Source organism: Micromonospora sp. NPDC005298 (assembly GCF_040607375.1).
Classification (GTDB): Bacteria; Actinomycetota; Actinomycetes; order Mycobacteriales; family Micromonosporaceae; genus Micromonospora.
In genome coordinates this window covers 202,358-221,652 of sequence record NZ_JBEXGP010000006.1, presented here as the reverse complement: position 1 = coordinate 221,652, position 19,295 = coordinate 202,358, and the positions used below count along the sequence as shown (strand labels likewise).

Sequence of the window (19,295 nt, the reverse complement as noted above, 5' to 3'; positions counted from 1 at the left end):
GTCGTCACGTCAATATGGAGGCACCATGGAGACGGCGGAAACCCAGGGCGCCGCAGTCGCCGAGCGACTGCTCACCGCGTCGCTGCGGACCAGCTACGACCCCACGGTCGAGATCGACTGGGACGCCCCGCACACCCCGGGCGCCTACTGGCTTCCGCCGCACCGCAGCAGCCTCTACGGCACCCCGCTCTGGGCGGGGTTGAGCGAGGAGCAGCGTGTCGAGCTCACCAAGCACGAGGTGGCGAGCGCCGCCAGCGCCGGGCTGTGGTTCGAGACGATCCTCATGCAGATGCTGATCAGGCAGTACTACGACGACGACCCGACCAGCCGGCACGCCCAGTACGCGCTGACCGAGGTCGCCGACGAGTGCCGGCACTCGATCATGTTCGGCCGGCTCATCGAGGCGACGGGCTGCCCCGTCTACCGTGCGAACGCCGTCGACCACTGGCTCGGCCGGTTCCTCAAGGCCACCGCCAACGGCCCCCGGATGTACGCGGCGATCCTCATCGCCGAGGAGATCCTCGACGCGTTCCAACGCGAGATCATGGCCGACGAGTCGCTCCAGCCGCTCATCCGGATGGTCTCGCGCATCCACGTGGTGGAGGAGGCGCGACACGTCCGGTACGCCCGCGACGAGCTGGTCCGCCAGGTCGCCGCCACCGGCCCGATCGGCATGACGTACGCGAGGTTGCTGATCGGTCGCGCCGCCTACACGATCGCCAACCGTCTGGTGCACCCACAGGCGTACGCCGCGGTGGGCATCGCGCCGGAGGTGGGCCGGGCTGCCGCCCGGGCCAACCCGCACTGGCGGGCAACCCTGCGCTGGTCGGCGTCGCGGGTGTACGACCACCTCGCGGAGGCCGGTCTGGTGGCCGGGCCGGGTCGGCTGCTCTGGAGCCGCGCCGGGCTGATCTGACGGTCCGGCTGCCCACATCAGGCAGGTGTCAGGCGCGACCGATCCGGGGTTCCTGCCGGTCGGTGAGCAGCAGCCCGACACCGCGTACCGCCTCGATCGTGGCGTTGGTGCCCAGGGCGTGCAGCTTGCGCCGCAGCCGCTTGACGAGGGACTGCACGTCCGCCTTGCGTTCGCGTCCCTCGTCGTGCCAGACCGACCGGTGCAGCTCGGCGTAGCTCCAGACGTGGACCGGCTCGGCGGTCAGGCAGGCCAGCAGGTCGTGTTCCAGTCGGGTCAGGTCGACCTCGCGGGCTCCGCACCGCGCGGTGCAGCGGGCCGAGTCGATGACCAGGGCGGGTTCGGACGGGGCGACGGGCGCCGGTGCGGCAGGTGCGGTGTTCGCGGCTCCGGGCGGTCGCGCCGGCGCCGCGATGAGTCGGCGCAGCTCGTCGAGGTCGGACACCAGCAGCAGGGGGGCGATGCCGTCGAGGCGCTCCGCGAGCCGGATCCGTTCGGCTGGCGACGGGGTCACCGCGATCAGCAGCGGGAACGGCTCGTCAGCCGGTGCCGCGTCGTCCACCGCCGCGTCCTCGTCCTCGGCCACCGCACCACCCGGGATCGAAGGGCATCCCTGCCCAGCTCTCGTCATGGTCCTGACAATGATGGGCAGGCGCCCCATCAGCAAGGCAACCGTTAGCGACAAGTTGCTCACGGCAAGTTCTTGATCGTCCTTTCTTCTCGATCATAGTGTCCACTCGGGCAACCGGCGTGACCCGCACGGTGCATGGGGGAGGTCCACCATGGCCCATCTTCACCCTGGGCCGTTCCGAGGGAGGCAGCACCGATGTTCAGACGTCCTCAATGGAGGCGCAGAGCCAGATCACTGGTGAGCGCCGGCGCGGCGATGATCCTCGCCGCCACATGTCTGGCCAGTGTCGGCTCGGGCGCGCAGGCCGCACCCGGTCAGATGGGCGTGGGCACCGCTCCGGGCGACAAGATCCGCCCGGACCTCGCCAAGCAGCTCCAGGCCAAGAGCGAAGGGGACTTCTGGATCCGGTTCAAGGACCGCGCCGACCTGAGCAAGGCCAGCGCCGTCAAGGACTGGGCGAAGCGGGGCACCGCCGTCGCGGACGCGTTGCGCAAGACGGCCGCCGAGAGCCAGGGCCGGGTCCGCGCCGAGCTGGACGGCTCCGGGGCGAAGTACCAGACCTTCTGGGCGACCAACGCCATCAAGGTCAGCAGCGGCTCCCTGGACATGGCGCAGAAGTTCGCCAGCCACGCCGAGGTGGAGGGCCTCTACGCCCCGGTCGCCTACAAGGTGCCCGAGACCAGCAAGGGCACCGACGAGAAGACCGTGAACGCCCTGGAGTGGGGCGTCGCGAACATCAACGCCGACGACGTCTGGTCCCGGTACGGAGTCAGGGGCGAGGGCATCACCGTCGCCAACATCGACACCGGCGTCCAGTTCGACCACCCGGCGCTCGTCAACTCCTACCGGGGCAACAACGGCGACGGCACGTTCGACCACAACTACAACTGGTTCAACGCCGCCGGAACGTGCACCGCCGCCCCCTGTGACGACGACGGACACGGCACGCACACGATGGGCACCATGGCCGGCTCCGCGGGCGCCAACCAGATCGGTGTCGCGCCCGGCGTCAGGTGGATCGCGGCGAACGGTTGCTGCCCGAGCGACGCCGCGCTCGTCGAGTCCGGCCAGTGGATGCTGGAGCCGACCGACCTCGCCGGCCAGAACCCGGACGCCAGCAAGCGACCGAACATCATCAACAACTCCTGGGGTACGCGGGACCCGTCCAACGAGCCCTTCATGGAGGACGTGACGCTGGCCTGGGCCGCGTCGGGCATCTTCGGTGTCTGGTCCAACGGCAACAGCGGACCGGCCTGCCAGACCAGTGGTTCCCCGGGCAGCCTGGCCAGCAACTACTCGACCGGCGCGTACGACATCAACAACACCATCGCCGGGTTCTCCAGCCGGGGCGCCGGGCAGAACGGTGAGATCAAGCCCAACATCTCGGCCCCGGGCGTGAACATCCGGTCGAGCATCCCGGGCAGTTCCTACGGGAGCATCAGCGGCACCTCGATGGCGGCACCGCACCTCGCGGGCGCCATCGCGCTGCTGTACTCGGCGGCGCCGTCGCTGATCGGTGACGTCGACGCGACCCGTGCGCTGCTCAACGGCGCCGCGATCGACAAGTCCGACGCCCAGTGCGGCGGCACCGCGGCGGACAACAACGTCTACGGCGAGGGCCTGCTGGACGCGCTCGCGCTGCTCGACGCCGCGCCCACCGGTGACATCGGCACGCTGGCCGGCACGGTGACCGACGCGGCCACCGGCGCCCCGATCGCCGGTGCGACGCTGACGCTCACCGGCCCGACCGCCCGGGAGATCACCACCGGGGCGAACGGGACGTTCTCCACCCAACTCCCGACCGGTGAGTACCAGGTCGCCGTGGCGGCGTTCGGCTACGGCGGCACGACCAGGACGGTCACGGTCACCGACGGCGCGACCACGACCCTCACCGTCGCGCTCACACCGGTGCCGAGCGTCAACGTCACCGGCTCGGTCACCGACGGCTCCGGGCACGGCTGGCCGCTGTACGCGAAGGTCACCGTGACGGGCGTCTCGGGCGTCTACGACTACACCACCCCGTCGAACGGCCGCTACAGCATCAAGCTCCCGGCCGGACAGACGTACACCCTGACGTACGAGCCCCAGTACCCCGGCTACCAGACCGTCACCAAGCAGGTCGTGGTCGGCTCGGGCAACACCACCGCGAACGTCGCCGTGCCGGTGGACGCCACCACCTGCACCACCGCGCCCGGCTACACCTTCGGGTCCGACGGCGAGTACGAGACCTTCGACGGCACGACCACCCCGGCCGGTTGGACGGTGGTGGACAACGCGGGCAGCGGGCAGGTCTGGAAGTTCACCGACAACGCCGGCCGGGGCAACCTCACCGGCGGCGGCGGCAACTTCGCCATCATCGACAGTGACGAGTACGGCGCGGGTACCAGCCAGGACACCTCGCTGGTCAGCCCGGTGGTCGACCTGACCGCCGTCACGGCCCCGGTCGTCCGCTTCAACCAGGACTTCAACCAGCTGAACGACGACACCGCCGACGTCGACCTGAGCATCGACGGTGGCGCCACCTGGACGAACGTGCTCCGCCAGGAGACCGACGTCCGGGGGCCGCGGGTGACCGAGATCCCGATCCCGCAGGCGGCCGGCAAGGCGCAGGTCCAGGTCCGCTTCCACTACTACGACGCCTCGTACGAGTGGTGGTGGGAGGTCGACAACGTCCTGATCGGCAGCCAGGTCACCTGCGTACCGGTCGACGGTGGGCTGGTCGTGGGCAACGTACGCGACAAGAACGACAGCAGCTACGTCAACGGCGCGACGGTCACCAGCAAGGACCGTCCGGCCCAGAAGGCCGTCACCGTGGCGACCCCGGACGACCCGGGGCTGCCCGACGGCTTCTACTGGATCTACTCCACGTTGACCGGTACTCATCCGTTCACCGCGTCGGCCAGCAACTACGTCAGCCTGACCAAGCAGGTCGACGTCGAGGCCGACTGGGCGACCACCGCGAACTTCCAGCTCGCGGCCGGCCGGCTGTCGGTGACGCCGACGCAGCTCAGCGCGACGCTCCAGATGCCCAACGGCAAGGCCAGCAGGACGTTCACGGTGACCAACACCGGCGGCGCTCCGGTCGAGGTCGGGTTCGGTGAGCGGGACAACGGGTTCGTCCTCCTGCGGGCGGACGGGTCCACGGTCACCAAACAGCAGGTGCTCGGGGGCAGCGGCGCTCCGGAGCAGCGGCTGAAGGTCGCGACGTCGTTCGCCGCCAGGGCGTCCGGCAAGGAGGCCACGTCGGCCGCCGCCGCGGCCGGTCCGCAGGCCCCGCCGTGGACCGACATCGCCGACTTCCCGGCGAACATCATGGACAACCGGGTGGTCAACCTGGGCGGGAAGGTGTACTCGATCGGCGGAGGCAACGGGAGCACCGCCACCGCCAGCAACTACTCCTACGATCCGGTCGCGCAGTCCTGGACGGCGATCGCCGCCCTCCCCGAGGCCCGCAACGCCCCGGCCGTGGGCGTCATCGACGGGAAGATCATCGCGACCGGCGGCTGGGGCGGCGGTTCTCCCGACGCCGCCACGTGGTCGTACGACCCGGGTGCGAACACCTGGACCGAACTGGCCGACAACCCGACGCCGCGTGCCGCCGCCGGGCAGGCCGTCGTCGACGGCAAGCTGTACGTCATCGGCGGCTGCACCACCGCGGCCTGCCTGCCGATGGCGAACAACGTCCTGCGGTACGACCCGGCCAGCGGCAACTGGGAGACCCTCGCCAACTACCCCAAGGCGGTGGCCTTCGCCTCCTGCGGCGGGATCGACGGCATCGTCTACTGCACGGGTGGCAACGACGGCACCGCCGCGCAGAAGTCCAGCTACGCGTACAACCCGGTGGACAACACCTGGACCGCCATCCCGGACGCCCCGACCGACAACTGGGCCAGTTCGTACGCGGTCGCCGACGGCAAGCTCCTCGTTGTCGGCGGTTCGCAGGGCGGGGCCATCACCAACGCCGGCTTCGCCTTCGACCCGGCCGCCGGCTCGTGGTCCAACCTGCCGAACGCCAACACGGCCCGCTACCGCGGTGGCGCGGCGTGCGGCTTCTACAAGGTCGGTGGCTCGTCCGGCAGCTTCAACGCCGCGCCGGACAGCGAGGTGCTCCCCGGGTTCGAGGGCTGCGCCGAGGCTGCCGCCGACGTCAGCTGGATGACGATCGACAAGTCGGCGGTGACCCTCGCCCCGGGGGCGAAGGTGACGGTCACCGTCGGGCTGACGGCGAACGTCGACCAGCCGGGCACGTACTCCGGCGCGGTCGTGATCAAGCAGAACACGCCCTACCCGGTGGCGCCGGTCGACGTCACCATGACGGCGAACCCCCCGAAGACGTGGGGCAAGCTGATGGGCACGGTCACCGGCACCAACTGTCAGGGCGCGACGTCGCCGGTCGCCGACGCACTGGTCCAGCTCGACTCGTGGGCCATGTCGTGGACCGCCACCACCGACGCCGAGGGCAGGTACGCCCGCTGGGTGGACCGCCGCAACAACCCGATCACCATGATCGTCGCCAAGGACGGCTGGAAGCCCCAGACCCGTCAGACGAGGATCGACACCACCACGCCCACCGTGGAGAACTTCGCGTTGACGCGCGTGCGGTGCTGACACCGGGGCGGTAGCGCCCCGATCCCGGCCCGCCTGGTCGACGACCAGGCGGGCCGGACCGTGCCGGGGATCAGACGGGGGCGAGCCGGAAACCGACGCCGCGCACCGCGTGGATCGTCGCTGTCGCGTTGACCCGGGCGAGCTTGCGGCGTACCCGCCGGACCACCGAGTGCATGTCCGAGCCGCGACCGAGGTGCCGGTTGCCCCAGACCTCCAGGTGCAGTCGCTCGTACGTCCACACCTGTCCGGGCGCGTGGACGAGGCAGAGCAGGACGTCGTGTTCCAGCCGGGTCAGGTCGATCTCCTTGTCGCGCCACCGCACCACCCGACGGTCGGAGTCGACGGTCAGGTCGGCCGGCGGCGGCTGGCTCGGCGCCGCCTCGGTGCGGGCGGCCCGGGGCGGGGGAGGAGCGACGGCGGGCATCTCGACCACTCCGAGGAACTCACGCGCCTGGTCGACGTTCGAGACGATCAGGAAGGCGTCACTTCCGCCGAGCAGGCGCGCCAGCTGTCGGCGTTCGGCCGGCGAGGACGCGATGCCGATGACCAGGGAGGCGACCGGAAATCCGGGCATGTCCCCAACCCCTTCCGGTTCCCCAGCTCACTCCGGATGGTTGTGCCGCAGCACCGATCACCACATCGATCGGCGTCTTGACCCTAGTAGTGGTGCGTCTCGGCTGGGTAAAACATCGTTGCATGCAAGCACATGAATTGCTCGCCGTTCGACCTCCGGGTTGCTGTCAGCGGAAACTGTGACAGAACGAAGACAATCCGGGGACCGCACCCGCACCTGCCGGGGTGAGCATGTTCGACATGTCCATCGGATCGTCGTACTCCGTGGGGCGGGCGACGCCCGGTCCGCCACCGCTGCCGGTCACCCGCGCGGGGGCGTCGTCGAGCCCGCGGCTTCTCGGCGCGGCCGTCTGCGCCCTGTTCGGCCTGGTGCTCACCGGCGCGTTCTTCGTCCGGACGTACCCGGGTCAGTGGCTGGACGGGCTGCTGCTGCCGCGCGCCGAACGCGGCGGCGGGTACGCGCAGCAGAGCTCCCTGCTCGATCCGGCGCGCAGCGTGCTCGCCGCATTCGGGAGTACGACGACGCTTGCCGGACTGCTCGGCGTGGTGCTGCTGGTGGGCCTTCTCGGCCGGCGGATGGTGGCCGGCCTCGCGGGTGTGGGCATGGTCCTGTGCGCGGTGCTGGTCGCGGGCGCGACGAAGTCGGCGCTGCTCCGCCCGGATCTCCAGGTCGGGAGTTCCACCACCCACAACAGCTTTCCCAGTGGTCACGTGGCGGTGGCGACGGCGTTGCTGCTGGCGTTCATGCTGGTCCTGCCCGCCCGTGCGCGCCGGTGGCTGGCGTTGCCGGGCGTGGCCGGTGTCACGGTGATCGCCGGTGCCACCATGGTCGCGGGCTGGCACCGGTTCAGTGACGCGCTCGGCGGGGTGCTGCTGGCTGTCGCGTTGTTCTGCCTGGCCGCGGCCCTCCTGGCCGGTTGGTCGAGGCCGGCGGGCGGTCGCCCGACAACCGTGCGGCCGGCGTCGGGTGCCGCCGGCACGACCGGCGGGGCGGTGTGGCTCGGGCTCACCGAGGCGGTGGCCGGCCTGCTCGGGCTGGGGTGTGTGGTCCTGGTGGTGGTGCCCGGCCTGCGCGCGGCGCTGCCGTCCGGGGCGCTCGTCGCCGTCCTGGCGGTGGCCGGACTGACCGCCGTGGCGGTGGGGTCGGTGGTGTACCTGGTGCGGTCGGTGGACTTCGCCCGGCGGGCGGACTGATCGACGAAAGGCCAAATCAATTCATGATGCGATACTTGGTGACATGTCCCAGGTCCTGCTGATCGAAGATCACCAGACGGTCCGCGACGGGCTGCAACTGGCCCTGACCCGGCAGGGTCACACGGTCGACGCCGTCGCCACCGGCGAACAGGGGCTGGACAGACTGCGCGCGGCCACTGCCGACGTCGTGGTCCTCGATCTGATGCTGCCCGGTATGGACGGGTTCGAGGTCTGCCGTCGGATCCGCCAGCTCGGCGACCTGCCGATCATCATGCTGACCGCGCGCAACGACGACATGGACGTGGTCGCGGGCCTGGAGGCGGGGGCCGACGACTACGTGGTCAAGCCGGTGCAGGCCCGCGTCCTGGAGGCACGCATCCGCGCGGTGCTGCGCCGGACCGCCGGCGAGTCACGGCGCGGCGCCGGCGACCGGTCCGGCCCGGAGCAGCACGGCGCCCTGCGCATCGACCGTGCCGCGCTGGTGGTCAGCAAGGACGGGGTGCCGGTCAGCCTCGCCCCGACGGAACTGCGCCTGCTGCTCGAACTCTCGCACACCCCGGGGCAGGTGCTGAGCCGCCAGCAGTTGCTCCAGGCCGTGTGGGAGCACGGCTACCTCGGCGACTCGCGGCTCGTGGACGCCTGCGTGCAGCGGGTCCGCGCCAAGATCGAGGACGACTCGTCAGCGCCGGTGTACATCCAGACCGTCCGCGGCTTCGGGTACCGGTTCGGGCCGCTGTGACGCGACGGCGCTGGGCCGACGGACGCGCCTTCGGCCTCCGGGTCCGGCTGCTGCTGGCCTTCGCCCTGCTCGGCGTCACCACCACGGCGGTGGTGGCCAGCGGCAGCTACTTCCAGGCCCGGACCGTCATCCTCCAACAGGCCCAGGACGCCGCGGTGATGTCGCTGACCGACCAACTGGCACAGATCTACCCACTGCGTCAACTCCCACCCACGCAGGACGATCTCGAGACGCTGGCCCAGCGCCTCTCCGACCGGGAGGGGTACGCGGTGGTCGTGTACCGGGACATGCGGGCGCAGGGCGCCGAGGCGCCGGACCTGCTCACCCCGCAGCTGCGCCAGTCGGTCCGCGACGGCGTCGTCGCCTGGCAACGGATCTCGGTCAGCGGGGAACCGGTCCTGCTCATCGGCACCCAACTGGAGCTGGACCGGCCCGACGGCGCGTCCCTGCCGTCCGGCCTGGAGATCTACTCGGTACGCAGCCTCGCGCCCGAGCAGCAGAGCATCGACCGCCTGGCCACCCTGGCCTGGCTCACCGGTGGGCTCTCCCTCGTGCTCGCCGTCCTGTTGGCCCTGCTGGCAGCCCGGGGTGTGCTGCGCCCGGTCCGCGAACTGGGCCGGGCGGCGCGCAGTCTCGGCGAGGGTCGGCTGACGACCCGGCTGTCGGTGCGGGGAGCCGACGAGCTGGCCGACGTGGCGCGGACCTTCAACGACACCGCGGCGACCCTGGAGCGGCAGGTCGGTGAACTCCGCCGGATGGAGGCCGACGCGCGCCGTTTCGTGGCCGACGTGTCGCACGAGCTGCGTACGCCGCTGGCAGCGATGACAGCGGTCACCGACGTGCTGGACGAGGAGGCCGACCGGCTGCCCGGTGACGCCGGTCGGGCCGCGCGACTGGTCAGTCAGGAGACGCAGAGCCTCACGCAGCTCGTCAACGACCTCATCGAGGTCAGCAGGTTCGACTCGGGGACGGCCCGGCTCGCGCTCGACGACGTCGACGTGGCCGCGGCGGTGACGGCGACGCTGCGACTGCGCGGCTGGACCGACCGGGTCCACGCGGACCTGCCGCCCGGGATCGTCGCGCGGCTCGATCCGCGCCGGCTGGACGTCATCGTCGCCAACCTGGTGGGCAACGCCTTCCGGCACGGCGCCGACCCGGTGTCGCTGCGCCTGCGCGCCGAGCCGGGCTGGCTCACCATCGAGGTCGGCGACGACGGACCGGGTCTGCGACCGGAGGTGCTGGCGCACGTCTTCGACCGCTTCTACAAGGCGGACACGGCGCGTACCCGATCCGAGGGCAGCGGCCTGGGCCTCGCCATCGCGTGGGAGAACGCGCGACTGCACCGCGCCCCCGGTCAGCGGGGAAGCCTCACCGCCGGCAACGCCCCGCACGGTGGTGCGGTGTTCACCCTCCGGCTGCCCCGGGTGGCGGCGGACGACGTCGAGGAGACCCGGTGACGGCGCGACGGGCCGTGGTCCGCCCGCTGCTCACCGGCGGGCTCCTGCTCACGCTGCTCGTGGCGGGCTGCGGGGTACGACCCAGCGAGGTCATCGAGGGCCGCCCGGCGCAGTCCGGAGCGTCCCAGGGGATCCGGCTCTACCTGCTGTGGCGTGGGCAGGTCGCGGTGGTCGTCCGTACGACCAAGCTGGACCGACCACCGTCGCCCGAGGCGTCGCTGACCCTGCTCCTGGCCGGTCCGAACGAGAACGAGCGACGCCAGGGGTTCACCAGCGAGGTGCCGGCGGGTCTGGGCCCGGTTCCCTCCACGCCGCCGACCGGCACCGCGCCGGGCTCCCCGGCGGCGGTGGCGGGCGGTGCCGACGGCCTCACGGTGACGGTGACCGGTCCGGTGCGTCCGCTGTCGGCCGACGCGGCCGCCCAGATCATCTGCACGGTGGCCGACGCCGCCGCGCAGGCCGGTCGGGCGGAGTACTTCGTCCCGGTCACCATCGCCGGGTCCGACGGCGCCCTCCCGGCCCTGCCCTGCCCGATCAAGTGACCGGGACCGCCGTACCGGACCGGGTCCGGCCGTGGCCGGCGAGCGCCCCGTCGATGAGGATGTCGAGCAGGTCGGCGAACCCCACGCCGGCGCGCTGCCAGATCTGGGGGTACTGGGACGCCGTGGTGAACCCGGGGAAGGTGTTCACCTCGTTCACGATGGGCTCGCGCCAGCCGTGCTCGGGCAGGAAGAAGTCGACGCGCAGCAGACCGCGGCAGTCCAGGGCGTGGAAGGCGCGGATCGCCCGGTCCTGGAGCACCTCGGTCGTCGCCGCGTCGAGCGGGGCGGGGATCTGGAACACGGCCCCGCCGTCGTACTTGGCGTCGTAGTCGAAGAAGCCCGTCCCGCTCACCCGGATCTCGAGCGGCGGACCGGCCTGCACCCGGCCGTCCGGGTGTTGCAGGACTGCGACATCGATCTCCCGCCCCCGCGCGCCCTGCTCGATCAGCACCTTCGGGTCGACCGCGCGGGCCGTGTCCACGGCGGCGGGCAGGTCCGCCCAGTCGGTCACCCGGACCACGCCCAGGCTGGAGCCGGCCCGCGCCGGCTTGACGAACACCGGCAGGTCCAGGCGTCCCTGATCGGCCGTCGTCAGATCCTCGCCGGGGCGCAGGGTCACGCCGGGGCTGACCCGCAGGCCCTCCACGGCGAGCAGCCGCTTGGTGACGCCCTTGTCCATGCCGGCCGCGCTGGCGAAGACGCCGTTGCCGACGTACGGCACGCCGAGCCACTCCAGCAGCGACGCGACCGTGCCGTCCTCGCCGTACGGGCCGTGCAGGGCCGGGAAGACCACGTCCTGGGCGCGCAGCACCCGCAGCGCGTGGGGCAGCGGCGTCGCCCGGCCGTCGACGTGCCAGTCGCCGTCGCGGTCGATGAGGACCTCGGTGACCCGGTACCGGTCGCGGTCCAGCCCGGCGAGGATGCTCGCCGCCGACCGGCGGGACACCTCGTGTTCGCCGCTCTGCCCGCCGTACAGCAGTGCCAGTCGGATTGTCATGGAATCTGCGCCCCTTCGTGGTGGTGATCGCGGGCCACCCGGGCCCCGATGCCGGTCAAGATCTCGTGCGGGTTGGTGCCGGCCCACCGGGCCCACTCGCCGACCGTCGGTGGGGTCCGGTCGCCCTCGGCGGGGCCGAACACCACGACCGGGTCACCGATCGACACGGGCAGGTCCCCGGCGTCGACGACGCACTGGTCCATGGCGACGCGTCCGACGACCGGGCACCGCCGGCCGCCCAGCCACACGGCGGCACGGCCCTCGGCGGCCCTGGTCACCCCGTCCGCGTAACCGACCGGCAGCAGCGCCAGCGTGGTCGGGGAGCCGGTCACGTACTCCGGGCCGTAGGAGACGCCGGTGCCGGCCGGCACCCGCTTGACGTTGACCACTGTGGTCCGCAGCGTCATGGCGGCGAGCAGCCCGAACGCGCCGGGTCCCGTCGCGCCGAACGGGTCCACGCCGTAGAGCGCGAGCCCGATCCGGCAGAGGTCGTACCGGGTGGCCGGCGCCGACAGCGCGGCCGCCGAGTTGGCCAGGTGGACCAGATCGGGGTCGAGGCCGGCGCCACGGGCGATCCGCAGCGCCTCCTCGAAGGTCGCCACCTGCCGGGCCAGGGCGGGGCTGCCCGGCACGTCCGCGTCGGCCAGGTGGGACCACACGCCGCGTACCCGGACGGTGCCCTCCACCTCGTACTTGCGGGCCCAGCCGACCAGCTCGGGCCAGTCGTCCCCGCCGGCGCCGTTGCGGGACAGGCCGGTGTCGGCCTTGAGCTGCACCAACGCTGGCGCGCCCAGCCGGTGGGCGGCCGCCGCGACCGCGTGCAGGTGGGTCGTCGTCGACACGCCGACGTCCACGCCGACGGTGATCAACGCGGCGAAGTCGCCGTCGGGGCGGTGCAGCCAGCTCAGCGTGGGCGCCGTGATGCCCGCGTCGCGCAGCGCCAACGCCTCGGACACCGAGGTCACCCCCAGCCAGCCGGCGCCGGCGCGCAGGGCCGCCCGGGCGACCGGGACCGCGCCGTGGCCGAAGCCGTCGGCCTTCACCACCGCCATCAGGTCGGTGCCGGTGACCGCCGCGATGGTCCGCACGTTCCGGGCGATGGCACCGAGGTCGACCGACGCCCGCGCCAACGCGCTCATCGGGCCGGCTCCGGCCGGCGAGTCCCGGGCAGGGCGAACAGCCAGCCCGCGCGTACCGCCAGCAGGCCCCGGTGCGCGGCCAGGCTGGCGCCGATCACGAGCCCGGTCACCACGACGGGGTAGCCGAGCGCGATCAGGCCCTGACCGACGGGACCCAACCCGGAGACCGGCCCGTGCAGCAGCCGGTGCAGCACCGCCAGGACGGGCATGTGGATGACGTAGACGGGCAGGGTGACGCGGCCGAGCGCGGCGAGCCGACCGCCGAGGGTGGGCCACCGCTCCAGCCGCGCGGCGGCGGTGACACCGAACGCGACCGCCACGACGGACACCAGCGGCCACACACCCCACCACTGCTGGGCGTCCGTCAGCGCCATCGCGGCGAGCGCGAGACCGTAGGCACCCGAGGTCAGGACGAGCCGGCGCCGGGTCGCGGTCGCCGCCCACCACTCGATCCGCGGCCGCAGGTACAGGCCGGCGAGGAAGAAGACCAGGTTCTGGTACAGGCCCGCGCGGTTGCCGGGCGTCTCCAGCAGGCCGGCGGCGGCGACCGCCGACAACACCCCGGCGGGTACGACCACCAGCACGCGGGGCGCATCCCGGGTCACCTTCGCCAGGGTGAAGTAGAGCGCCAGGGCGTACAGGTACCAGAGGTTGGAGGGTGTGATGGTGAGCTGCTCCAGCAGACCGAGGGCGGATGTCGCCCGGTCGGTCGGGAAGTCCGGCGCCACGGCGAGGACCGCGGTGTGGATCAGCAGCCAGAGGGCGTACAGGTAGAGGAAACCGGCGACCCGGCCGCGGGCGACGACCCGCCACGGCCGCCGGACGGCGTTCGCCGCGAAGACCCCGGAGATGGTGAAGAACAGCGGCATCCGCAGCGGCAGGAACTGCTCGCCCAACGCCCCCCACAGGCCGGGCACCGGGACGCCGAGGTGCCAGTCGATCCGCAGGTAGTCCTTCACGACGACGTGCCACAGGACGACCAGGATGATGCAGACGCCCTTCGCGGCGTCGGCCCACCGGGCCCGTTGCGGCGCTCCGGCGGCCGGGCCGGTCCCGCCGCGGCGGTGGGACCGGACTCTCGCGGCGTCGGGCCGGTCGACGGTGGTAGTCGTTCCTCGGATCACCCGACCGACGGTGTCAGCCGGATATCCCCGCGTGATCCACGAATTGTCATGAACCGGTAATGGCCGTCGCCGGTCGGCTCGGCGCGTCGTCCCGGCGGCGCGCGCCACCCACGCGGTCTCACTAGGCTCGTGTACGGAGGTGCCGAACATGAAGCTCGGGCTGCACTACTGGAACTACTCGACTCCGGCCGATCCGGCTGCCATCGCGCCGACCCTCGCCGAGGCCGCCACCATCGCCGAACAGGCCGGGGTGGCGTCCTTCACGGTGATGGACCACTTCTTCCAGATGGAGGCGATGGCCCCGGCCGAGGAACCGATGCTTGAGGCGTACACGACGTTGGGTTTCGTGGCCGCCAGGACGCGGCGGATGACGCTGGGTGTGCTGGTCACCGGCGTGATGTACCGCTATCCAGGGCTGCTCGCCAAGACCGTGACGACCCTGGACGTGCTCTCCGGCGGTCGGGCGCGGCTCGGCATCGGGGCGTCCTGGTACGAGCGGGAGCAGCGCGGTCTCGGCGTGCCCGTGGTGCCGGTGGCCGAGCGTTTCGAGCGGCTGGAGGAGACGTTGCGCATCTGCCGGCAGATGTGGAGCGACGACAACGGGCCGTTCGAGGGGCGGCACTACCAGCTCACCGAGACGATCAACTCGCCGCAGCCGTTGAGCCGTCCGCACCCGCCCATCATGATCGGAGGCAGTGGCGAGAAGAAGACGCTGCTGCTGGTCGCCCGGTACGCCGACGCCTGCAACCTGTTCGGTACCGGCGCGCAGGGGGTGGCGCACAAGCTGGAGGTGCTGCGGGGGCACTGTGCCGCCGAGGGCCGCGACTACGACAGCATCGAGAAGACCGTGCTGGCGTCCCGGCCGCCGTTGGACGATCTCGACGGGTTCCTCGCCGAGGTGGCCGACTACGCGGCGCTCGGGGTGAGCGAGGTCCAGGTCACGCCGGACCGGCACCCGGTGGAGTTCGCCCAGCGGCTCGGTGACGAGGTCCTGCCTCGACTGGCCGCCATCGGCTGACGGCCGCCGGCCGGGTCGCGTCGGTCGGCGCAGCACCGAGGGCTGACCTCCCCAACTGGCGGAGGTCAGCCCTCGTGGACGTCCGGCGGTGTCAGGCCACCGTGGCCGGGAACCGTTCCCACACCCGGTGCGCGGCCATCAACTGCTGTACCGCGGTCAGCGCCTCGGCGCCGGAGCTCGCCGTGACGATGCCGGGAGTGCCGGCCACGCCGACCTGCTCCAGGACGGTGACGCCGGCACCCCAGGCGCCGATCGCCTTGACGTGCCGCCAGCACTCCTCGACCAGGAGCAGCACGCGCGGGTCCACGGGCGCCGGGCCCGGCTGGCCCGCCTTGGCGTCGCGGGCCGGGATCGCGTCCGGCGCGGGCGCCGGCGCGCCGGCCAGCAGGAGGGCGTCGAACTCCACGGACCGGCCGGTGGCGAAGGTGCGCTGCACCGGCAGCCCGTCCACCATGCCGCCGTGCGGGGCGATCAGCAGCGGCACCATGCCGGCCTCGAACACTGCCCGGCGGACCTCGGCGACCCCGTCCAGGTCGCCGTCCGGGTCCACGACGATGCCCACGGTACGGCCGTCGGTGGGCCACTCCTGACCGACCTGCGACAGCGCGGGGCTGGGCGTGACGTCGGCGAGCGGCACGGTCGGCTGCGGCGCGGGCAGGCCCAGGCCGGTGGCGACCTGCTCGCACAGCACCGGGTCGATGTTGGCGAGGCTCTGCAGTTGGCGTTCCTTGATCGCCTGGTGGTAGCACTTGCCCAGCTCGAAGGTGTACGCGCGGATGATGTGCTCCCGCTCGACCGGCGACATGCTCAGCCAGAACAGGCGGACCTGGCTGTAGTGGTCGTCGAAGGACGCCGGGTTGGCGCGGACCTTCGGCGCCTGCGCCACCGTCACCGGCACGTCGACGAACGCGTGCTCGGCGTCGCCGGCCGGGAACGGGTTGCCGCCGTCCAGCGAGTTCGGCCGGTACGGCGCCACCCCCGCGTGCACGGCGTGCTGGTGGAACCCGTCGCGCAGCATGTCGTTGACGGCCGCGTGTGGGCGGTTGATCGGGATCTGCGAGAAGTTGGGCCCGCCGAGGCGGGTGAGCTGCGTGTCGACGTACGAGAAGAGCCGGCCCTGCAGCAGCGGGTCGTTGGTGACGTCGATGCCCGGCGGCAGGTGCCCGAGGTGGAAGGCGACCTGCTCGGTCTCGGCGAAGAAGTTCGTCGGCGTCCGGTTGAGGACCAGCCTTCCGATCGGCTGGACCTGCGCCAACTCCTCCGGCACGATCTTCGTCGGGTCCAGCAGGTCGATGCCGGCGAAGGTCTCCTCCGGGGTGTCGGGGAAGACCTGGATGCCGAGTTCCCACTCCGGGTACGCGCCGGCCTCGATGGCGTCGTAGAGGTCCCGCCGGTGGAAGTCCGGGTCCATGCCGCTGAGCATCTGCGCCTCCTCCCAGGTGAGGGAGTGCACGCCGAGCTTGGGCTTCCAGTGGAACTTGGCCAGCACCGTCTCCCCGGCCTCGTTGACGAGGCGGAAGGTGTGCACGCCGAAGCCCTCCATCGTCCGGTAGGAGCGCGGGATGCCCCGGTCGGACATGTTCCAGATGGTGTGGTGCTGCGCCTCGGTGTGCAGGGACACGAAGTCCCAGAAGGTGTCGTGGGCGCTCTGCGCCTGGGGGATCTCGCGGTCCGGGTGCGGCTTGCCGGCGTGGATGATGTCGGGGAACTTGATCGCGTCCTGGATGAAGAACACCGGCATGTTGTTGCCGACGAGGTCGAAGGTGCCCTCGTCGGTGTAGAACTTCGTGGCGAAGCCGCGGGTGTCGCGGACCGTGTCGGCCGACCCGCGCGAGCCCAGGACGGTGGAGAACCGTACGAAGACCTCGGTCTCGCGGCCCTTCTTCAGGAAGCCGGCGCGGGTGACCGCCTCGGCGGTGCCGTACGCGGTGAAGACCCCGTGCGCACCGGCGCCACGGGCGTGCACCACACGCTCCGGGATGCGCTCGTGGTCGAAGTGGGTGATCTTCTCGCGCAGGTGGTGGTCCTGGAGCAGGACCGGGCCGCGGGGTCCGGCCTTGAGCGAGTGGTCGGTGTCGCGCAGCCGCGCGCCGTTCGCGGTGGTCAGGTAGGCCCCCTGCTGACCCTTCGCGGTGGGCGGCGCGCCGGTCTCGGCGCCGGTCGGCGTACGGGTCTGCGGGGCGCCCTGTTCCGGCTTCGGCGGCAGAGGGTCGTGCGGGGTCGTCGGTTCCTCGACCGTCGGTGGCGCACTTCCGGGCGCGCCGGGCACCTCCGGCGTCAACGCGTCGGTGATCTTCTCTGAGGCGGTCTTCACGACGTTCTTGACCGCCTCGGCGGGCTTGCTGGAATCCACTGGACGAAACCCCTCCATGGAGCGCTTACGAGCGGGCGTTTGCCCTGCTACCCCTGGCCAGGGGGTCAAAACGCAATCGATGCCGCAGGACTGGTGATTTCACCGATGCGCAGGTGGGCCGGCTCGCCCAAAACTGATGAACGTCGATATCCCTCGACCCTAGGGAGTGCCCGACGTGTCATCACCAACCACCACCCGTCCCCGTTCCGTGGCGGCCCGGCTCGGCGTGGCCGCCGCCCTGGTCGCAGGTGCCGTCCTGGCCGGTCCCACCGGCGTCGCCCAGGCAGCGGGGCCGTACGAGCGGGGCCCCGCCCCGACCACCGCGATCCTGGAGGCCAGCCGCGGCCCCTTCGCCACCGCGTCGCAGAGTGTGTCCTCGCTCAGCGTCACCGGCTTCGGCGGCGGCGTCATCTACTACCCGACCAGCACCAGCGAGGGCACCTTCGGTGCCGTCGCCATCTCGCCCGGCTACACCGCGGCCTGGTCCAGCATCAGCTGGCTCGGGCCACGGCTCGCCTCGCACGGTTTCGTGGTGATCGGCATCGAGACCAACACCCGGCTGGACCAGCCGGACAGCCGTGGCCGGCAGCTGCTCGCCGCGCTTGACTACCTCACCGAGCGCAGCTCGGTGCGCAGCCGGATCGACAGCAGCCGACTCGCCGTGGCCGGTCACTCGATGGGTGGCGGGGGCAGCCTGGAGGCGGCCTCGGCCCGGCCGTCGTTGCAGGCCGCGGTGCCGCTGGCGCCGTGGAACCTGGACAAGAGCTGGTCCGAGTTGCGGGTGCCGACGTTGATCATCGGTGGGGAGAGCGACACCGTCGCCCCGGTCGCGTCGCACTCGGTGCCGTTCTACACCAGCATCCCGGCCTCGGCCGAGAAGGCGTACCTGGAGCTGAACGGCGCGAGCCACTTCTTCCCGCAGACGGTGAACACGCCGACCGCCCGGCAGATGGTGGCGTGGTTGAAGCGGTTCGTCGACGACGACACCCGCTACGAGCAGTTCCTCTGCCCGGGGCCGAGCGGCTCGCAGATCGAGGAGTACCGCAACACCTGCCCCAGCGCCTGACCGTGGGGTTGCGGGGCGGTCGCCGGTGGGCGGCCGCCCCGTCCGCGTCGGCCCATTGAAGGTCTTGACGCAATTCCCAAGAAACGTACACTGCGAGTGTAAATAACACCCGCCACGGCAGAGGGATGGGTGATGGAGCGAGGCCTCGAACTGCACCAGATCGGCGTCCGTTTCGGCGGCCTCACCGCCCTCGACGACGTCTCGCTGCGCGTGCCACCCAACCGGGTGGTGGGCGTCATCGGTCCCAACGGCGCCGGCAAGACCACGCTGTTCAACGTGATCTGCGGTTTCGTCGCGCCGCACACGGGTTCGCTCAGCCTCGACGGCCGGCCGCTACGCCCCCGGCCGCACCGGCTGACCCGGCTCGGCATCGCCCGGACCCTGCAGGGCACCGGGCTGTTCGCCGGGCTCACCGTTCTGGAGAACGTGCTGACCGGCGCCTCGCACACCGCGCGGGCCGGGTTCGTCGCGGCGTTGTTCGGCCTGCCGGCCAGCGACCGCGACGAGCGGCGGCTGCGCGGCGAGGCCCTGGACATCCTCGACGGCCTGGGCATCGCCGAGCACGCCGACGCCGCGCCGGGCACCCTGCCCTTCGCCGTACGCCAGCGGGTCGCCCTGGCCCGCGCGCTCGCCGCGCGGCCCCGACTGCTGCTGCTAGACGAACCGGCCGGCGGCCTCGGCGCCGACGACATCGCCGAGCTCGCCGAGCTGGTCCGGCAGCTGCCCCGCCGGGACGACGACCCCTGCGCGGTGCTGCTCGTCGAGCACCACATGGACCTGGTGATGGCCGTCTGCGACGAACTGGTGGTGCTCGACTTCGGCCGGGTCATCGCCGCCGGCACGCCGGACGAGATCCGCGACGACCCGGCGGTGACCGACGCCTACCTGGGCGCCCTGGTCGAGGAGCCCGGGTGAGTGCGAGGAGTGAGCCGGGTTTGCGA

At 71.9% G+C, this 19,295-nt stretch carries 15 protein-coding genes; 9 read left to right on the top strand and 6 right to left on the bottom strand.

Annotation, left to right across the window (positions count from 1 at the left end):
- Positions 1 to 25 precede the first annotated feature (25 nt).
- Positions 26 to 916, top strand: coding sequence for a diiron oxygenase (locus ABZS77_RS14200; protein ID WP_354822419.1), 891 nt, complete (start codon positions 26 to 28; stop codon positions 914 to 916).
- 28 nt (positions 917 to 944) lie between these two features.
- On the opposite strand, the gene ABZS77_RS14195 is transcribed toward ABZS77_RS14200, so the two are convergent.
- Entirely contained in the window at positions 945 to 1,499 is a 555-nt protein-coding gene (locus tag ABZS77_RS14195; protein ID WP_354822417.1) for a winged helix-turn-helix domain-containing protein, read from the bottom strand.
- Between the two features lie 282 nt (positions 1,500 to 1,781).
- On the opposite strand from ABZS77_RS14195, the gene ABZS77_RS14190 reads away from it, so the two are divergent.
- Positions 1,782 to 6,152, top strand: coding sequence for a S8 family serine peptidase (locus ABZS77_RS14190; RefSeq protein WP_354822415.1), 4,371 nt, complete (start codon positions 1,782 to 1,784; stop codon positions 6,150 to 6,152).
- 70 nt (positions 6,153 to 6,222) lie between these two features.
- Here ABZS77_RS14190 and ABZS77_RS14185 read toward each other — a convergent pair whose 3' ends face one another.
- Positions 6,223 to 6,726, bottom strand: a complete 504-nt coding sequence (locus ABZS77_RS14185; protein WP_354822413.1) for a winged helix-turn-helix domain-containing protein — start codon at positions 6,724 to 6,726, stop codon at positions 6,223 to 6,225.
- Positions 6,727 to 6,965: 239 nt separating this feature from the next.
- On the opposite strand from ABZS77_RS14185, the gene ABZS77_RS14180 reads away from it, so the two are divergent.
- Genes ABZS77_RS14180 through ABZS77_RS14165 form a run of 4 tightly spaced genes read left to right on the top strand, consistent with a single transcriptional unit; the run spans position 6,966 to position 10,657 of the window.
- A complete protein-coding gene (locus tag ABZS77_RS14180; RefSeq protein ID WP_354822411.1) occupies positions 6,966 to 7,919 on the top strand; it encodes a phosphatase PAP2 family protein in 954 nt (317 codons plus the stop codon).
- A gap of 43 nt (positions 7,920 to 7,962) precedes the next feature.
- Entirely contained in the window at positions 7,963 to 8,658 is a 696-nt protein-coding gene (locus ABZS77_RS14175) for a response regulator transcription factor (RefSeq protein WP_354822409.1), read from the top strand.
- Entirely contained in the window at positions 8,655 to 10,115 is a 1,461-nt protein-coding gene (locus ABZS77_RS14170) for a HAMP domain-containing sensor histidine kinase (RefSeq protein WP_354822407.1), read from the top strand. Before ABZS77_RS14175 ends, ABZS77_RS14170 begins: the two co-directional genes overlap by 4 nt.
- Positions 10,112 to 10,657, top strand: a complete 546-nt coding sequence (locus ABZS77_RS14165) for a hypothetical protein (RefSeq protein WP_354822405.1) — start codon at positions 10,112 to 10,114, stop codon at positions 10,655 to 10,657. Before ABZS77_RS14170 ends, ABZS77_RS14165 begins: the two co-directional genes overlap by 4 nt.
- Here the strand turns inward: ABZS77_RS14165 and ABZS77_RS14160 are convergent.
- The 3 genes from ABZS77_RS14160 to ABZS77_RS14150 are packed head-to-tail and all read right to left on the bottom strand — an operon-like array spanning position 10,650 to position 13,917.
- The gene (locus tag ABZS77_RS14160; RefSeq protein ID WP_354822403.1) at positions 10,650 to 11,654 is read right to left on the bottom strand and encodes a D-alanine--D-alanine ligase family protein; all 1,005 of its coding nucleotides are present in this window, start codon (positions 11,652 to 11,654) and stop codon (positions 10,650 to 10,652) included. The genes ABZS77_RS14165 and ABZS77_RS14160 overlap by 8 nt on opposite strands.
- On the bottom strand, positions 11,651 to 12,793 hold the full coding sequence (gene alr / locus ABZS77_RS14155) for an alanine racemase (RefSeq protein ID WP_354822401.1): 1,143 nt from the start codon (positions 12,791 to 12,793) through the stop codon (positions 11,651 to 11,653). The genes ABZS77_RS14160 and alr overlap by 4 nt, the downstream gene beginning before the upstream one ends.
- A complete protein-coding gene (locus ABZS77_RS14150; RefSeq protein ID WP_354822399.1) occupies positions 12,790 to 13,917 on the bottom strand; it encodes an acyltransferase in 1,128 nt (375 codons plus the stop codon). The genes alr and ABZS77_RS14150 overlap by 4 nt, the downstream gene beginning before the upstream one ends.
- A gap of 148 nt (positions 13,918 to 14,065) precedes the next feature.
- On the opposite strand from ABZS77_RS14150, the gene ABZS77_RS14145 reads away from it, so the two are divergent.
- Positions 14,066 to 14,935, top strand: a complete 870-nt coding sequence (locus ABZS77_RS14145; RefSeq protein ID WP_354822397.1) for an LLM class F420-dependent oxidoreductase — start codon at positions 14,066 to 14,068, stop codon at positions 14,933 to 14,935.
- A gap of 91 nt (positions 14,936 to 15,026) precedes the next feature.
- Here the strand turns inward: ABZS77_RS14145 and ABZS77_RS14140 are convergent, their stop codons facing one another.
- Positions 15,027 to 17,288, bottom strand: coding sequence for a catalase (locus tag ABZS77_RS14140; RefSeq protein ID WP_354822395.1), 2,262 nt, complete (start codon positions 17,286 to 17,288; stop codon positions 15,027 to 15,029).
- Between the two features lie 175 nt (positions 17,289 to 17,463).
- On the opposite strand from ABZS77_RS14140, the gene ABZS77_RS14135 reads away from it, so the two are divergent.
- Together ABZS77_RS14135 and ABZS77_RS14130 are read left to right on the top strand one after the other, a co-directional pair.
- Entirely contained in the window at positions 17,464 to 18,354 is an 891-nt protein-coding gene (locus ABZS77_RS14135) for an alpha/beta hydrolase (protein WP_354822393.1), read from the top strand.
- Between the two features lie 132 nt (positions 18,355 to 18,486).
- The gene (locus ABZS77_RS14130; RefSeq protein ID WP_354822391.1) at positions 18,487 to 19,269 is read left to right on the top strand and encodes an ATP-binding cassette domain-containing protein; all 783 of its coding nucleotides are present in this window, start codon (positions 18,487 to 18,489) and stop codon (positions 19,267 to 19,269) included.
- The last annotated feature ends 26 nt before the right edge of the window (positions 19,270 to 19,295 follow it).

What these genes read in the sequence shown, in the direction of transcription:
- ABZS77_RS14200 (WP_354822419.1), top strand. Translation starts at nt 26, where the DNA reads ATGGAGACGGCGGAAACCCAGGGCGCCGCAGTCGCCGAGCGACTGCTC.
- ABZS77_RS14185 (WP_354822413.1), bottom strand. Translation starts at nt 6,726, where the DNA reads ATGCCCGGATTTCCGGTCGCCTCCCTGGTCATCGGCATCGCGTCCTCG.
- ABZS77_RS14180 (WP_354822411.1), top strand. Translation starts at nt 6,966, where the DNA reads ATGTCCATCGGATCGTCGTACTCCGTGGGGCGGGCGACGCCCGGTCCG.
- ABZS77_RS14175 (WP_354822409.1), top strand. Translation starts at nt 7,963, where the DNA reads ATGTCCCAGGTCCTGCTGATCGAAGATCACCAGACGGTCCGCGACGGG.
- ABZS77_RS14160 (WP_354822403.1), bottom strand. Translation starts at nt 11,654, where the DNA reads ATGACAATCCGACTGGCACTGCTGTACGGCGGGCAGAGCGGCGAACAC.
- alr (WP_354822401.1), bottom strand. Translation starts at nt 12,793, where the DNA reads ATGAGCGCGTTGGCGCGGGCGTCGGTCGACCTCGGTGCCATCGCCCGG.
- ABZS77_RS14145 (WP_354822397.1), top strand. Translation starts at nt 14,066, where the DNA reads ATGAAGCTCGGGCTGCACTACTGGAACTACTCGACTCCGGCCGATCCG.
- ABZS77_RS14130 (WP_354822391.1), top strand. Translation starts at nt 18,487, where the DNA reads ATGGAGCGAGGCCTCGAACTGCACCAGATCGGCGTCCGTTTCGGCGGC.